Origin of the sequence: uncultured Gimesia sp., assembly GCF_937910335.1 — a bacterium.
In the GTDB taxonomy this organism is placed as follows: domain Bacteria; phylum Planctomycetota; class Planctomycetia; order Planctomycetales; family Planctomycetaceae; genus Gimesia.
Genome location: NZ_CALEMX010000180.1, coordinates 1 through 3517 on the forward strand (window position 1 = coordinate 1; position 3517 = coordinate 3517).

At 47.1% G+C, this 3517-nt stretch carries 2 protein-coding genes and 1 pseudogene; 1 reads left to right on the forward strand and 2 read right to left on the reverse strand.

The window, feature by feature from the left end; translation table 11 throughout:
- Nucleotides 1-55 precede the first annotated feature (55 nt).
- Nucleotides 56-577 (forward strand): annotated as a pseudogene (locus Q0668_RS06890) (aminotransferase class I/II-fold pyridoxal phosphate-dependent enzyme); the annotation flags it as partial.
- Nucleotides 578-614: 37 nt separating this feature from the next.
- Here the strand turns inward: Q0668_RS06890 and Q0668_RS06895 are convergent.
- Both Q0668_RS06895 and Q0668_RS06900 read right to left on the reverse strand, forming a co-directional pair.
- Nucleotides 615-1967 carry a right-handed parallel beta-helix repeat-containing protein gene (locus tag Q0668_RS06895; protein WP_298861828.1) on the reverse strand — a complete coding sequence of 451 codons (1353 nt, stop codon included), beginning with the start codon at nt 1965-1967 and terminating at the stop codon, nt 615-617.
- 135 nt (nt 1968-2102) lie between these two features.
- Nucleotides 2103-3221, reverse strand: coding sequence for a sialidase family protein (locus Q0668_RS06900; RefSeq protein ID WP_298861830.1), 1119 nt, complete (start codon nt 3219-3221; stop codon nt 2103-2105).
- Between the last annotated feature and the right edge of the window lie 296 nt (nt 3222-3517).

A 3517-nucleotide genomic window follows, 5' to 3' on the forward strand; every position in this document is an offset into this window, starting at 1 on the left:
GCCTGAATGCACGACTGAATGACGCCACTGGTGAGAAGCGTTCGCTCAACGGGGTCCCGGCGCAATCGATGTAGGTGTGGAATTTACCACGATGAGTAAAGGCTACAGCATGGCTGGCTGGCGCATTGGATTCTGTTCGGGTAACTCGGAAATGGTCAGGGCGCTCTCTACGATTAAAGGCTATTATGACTATGGCCTGTTCCAGCCAGTTCAAATCGCTGCCATCGTCGCGATGAGGCACTGCGACGCCGCCGTCGACAGTATTGCAGCCGAATATCAATCGCGACGCGATGTCTTTTGTAGTGGACTGGAACGTTTGGGTTGGGAAATTGATCGGCCGAAGGCAGGCATGTTTATCTGGGCAAAAATTCCCGAACCCTGGTCAGAAATGGGATCGATCGATTTTGCCATGAAACTACTCGACGAAGGGGGAGTCGCTGTCAGCCCCGGCCGTGGATTTGGCGAAGATGGTGAAGGCTATCTGCGAATGGCCATTGTGGAAAATTCACAACGACTCAGACAAGCGGTTAAGCAAATTGGGAAATGTATGAAGGTGGAAGAAATTCCCGCCGAATAGACAAAGCGATACGATTTTGCCGATGTAATTGCCCGCGCTATGTACTCTGAGATTTACGTAAATCATCGATCGACTTCATAAAGCCCTGAATCTGATTATCAGCTAATTTGATGGTGCCGGCGTCTGCGCCGATCCGAATGCCTGTACGCTGCATGGGATCGCGCTGTTCCACAATCTTATTACCACTAATCGTCACGTCTGCTGTTTTGCCGGTAATATCAATCGCGACACCATCATCACCACCGCTGTTAATGATTTGATTATCGATCACCGTGTTGCGATTGGCCCAGAAATTCTTACCCCGCGCATCATTGCGGAACAGGATTCCCACTTTACCGCTATTGGTAATTTTATTCTGCCGCATAATGTTGTCGGTATCGTTGTGGCCAATGGAAATACTGTAATTATTGCCGTGCAACTGGTTCTGTTCCGCCAGGCCATGTTTGACACCCCAACACCAGAAGAGACCAATATTGTTGTTTTCGAGACGGTTATTCAAAATCAACGGGCGCTGTGAACCGGAACCCGGATGCACTCCCAGATCAGCATTGTCGTGACTGTGACAATTTTCAACCTTTACATCATGACAAATCTGAAAGCTGATTCCATCGCCGTTGTAATTTCGTGTGATCACGTCGCGAATTGTGTAGCGATTGCAATCCTGCAGGAAGATACAGCCACCATAATTTCCATTCAAGTTGGTATTATTTTTTCGATTTCCATCCAAAGTTAAGTTCTCGATCACCACATTCCGCGTGTATTCGCTGGTCAACAGCGGAAACAGCGACGACGCTGTTGGCTTGCCGGAGAGCCACAAATTTTTGCGGAGGCCGTCATTCAGTTTGAACCGGTTCCCTGATCGTGCAACCAGCGATCGCTTGATTACATCCTGACTGCCGTTACTTGGATTTTTCGCTATGAGCACAATACCATCGCCGACCTGAAAGTTGGCCGATTTCTCAAGCGTAATCTCCTGATCGTACCAGTCAGAATCTTCTGACAAAGCCACCGTCTCAGAAGCACCTTTGGTGATAATGGTTTCTGGGCCACTCCCTGCTAACCGAATATTTGATGGCAGATGCAAGGCATTACGTAGTGTGAACGTTCCCGCTTGAATCTGAACGGTACCTCCCCCCTTGCCCGCGATGTAATCAATGGCGGCCTGTAAGGCTTTATCACTGCTGCCGACGATGTCTCCCTTTTTGGGGCCTACGGAAATGGAAAGGCGTTCTTTCCAATCGGGCTCAAACCGCTGATCTCCATCGGTAGCACGGGGACGTTTCACAACAGGAGGCGCTCCTGCTGTGAGTCGCTTTGCGGAAACAGCTCCCATCCCGGAGACCAAAGCGGCTCCCAGAAAACGACGACGCGAAAGATCAGGTGAGTTCATAAAATCGCTCCGAGACAACTTTGCAATTTGATATCGTTAACTTTCCTGAATTGAGTTTCCTAAATTGCCTCAGTTAATTCAAGTCATTATTGAGAGATCTCTCATTAACGGGCGTTTCCATTCACCAAAGATTTGTTACTTTTGATAAATCACAGACATAGGAACAAACGTGATTTGCGATTCTGCTAAGCCATTGTTTTTAGTGCGATCACCGGCGCAGTGCCCTAGAAGAACTCCCTGCTTCGTAAACTCAATTGCCGTATAACAGTACCAGCCGTTCGGGTTCACCTCGATATTTTGAATATGCTGCCAGGTTTTGCCTTCATCTTGAGAGACGGCGATCGTCAGTGGTGTCCGTTTGCCGCGAAGTTGCGGACTGATTTTGTGATGATTGTTCCAGACGATCAATAAATCACCTGTCGCGGGAATACGCTCAATTGAGGCTGGAGAAACCGGTGAAATGATGTTTGATGGCTTGAGCTGGGAAAATGTTTTGCCTCCATCCTGAGAAAAAGCCACATACTGGCTGCCACCATTCGTACGACAGAACCCCATGAGCCGTCCATTCGTTAATTCAACAACTCCTGGTTCCTGCATATAAGGCTGTTTGTTGCCGGGTTGTTTTTCCACTTCAACCACATCGCCGCGCTGCCAGGTTTTTCCATCATCATCTGAGTAATAGCACAGGAATTGGGCACTGAAATTGAATCGGTCCGGGTTTTTCTGATTTTGATGTAAGGCAAGAGGGACCACAATCCTTCCACTTTTGAGTTGAACGACCCGGTCATTATTAAGAACATAATATCCAATGTCTTCAGGGGGAACGATCTCCAGGGGCTCGCTCCAATGCACGCCTTCATCTTTACTGATCCGCATCACTGGAATCAAATCATGAATCGAATTTTTACGTGCATAAAACAAAGCAATCTGCCCCGACTGCAACCGAAGCAGTGAAACCGACATAATGTTTTGCTTACCATCATTCTCGATAATCGTCTGATCTTTTTGAGTCCATGTTTTTCCTCCGTCCGACGAATAGCGGCCCGCTAGATAAGCGGACGAATGATCCGCGGCCCCACCAAGAAAATGTGTATAAACAAAAAGAATGCGACCATCTTTGAGCGTGATAAAATCGCCTTCACTATTACGAGGATTATTGTTTGTGGGAGGTAGTTGTAATACCCGTTGAATTTTAGCATGGATCGGCACAGTTGCTGGCACAGTTACCGGTTCACCCGCAACAAGAAATATCATCTGGGACGAACTTATAAGAACCGCTGCCAATAGCAAACATTTCCATTTCATTTTGGGAACTCATTTTTCTACTCAAGGTGAATGAAGTAATGCAACCCTGCTCCGAACGGAGTCGATTCGCAGAGTCTTTACCATAGCCAATTGAACCAAATATTGATTGACAAACCAATTCCGGTAAACAGAAGAAATTTCATATCGACAAGCCGAAGAGAACGAACTCTCTTGTTGTTCTTATGAAATGGTAACTCCCCGTATAAAAGTCTTTGATTAGAATTTCTTACCAAGTCAACGTCAAC

Bases quoted from the DNA above. Each gene is read 5' to 3' on its own strand.
- Q0668_RS06895 (WP_298861828.1), bottom strand. From the start codon at position 1,967: ATGAACTCACCTGATCTTTCGCGTCGTCGTTTTCTGGGAGCCGCTTTG.
- Q0668_RS06900 (WP_298861830.1), bottom strand. From the start codon at position 3,221: ATGATATTTCTTGTTGCGGGTGAACCGGTAACTGTGCCAGCAACTGTG.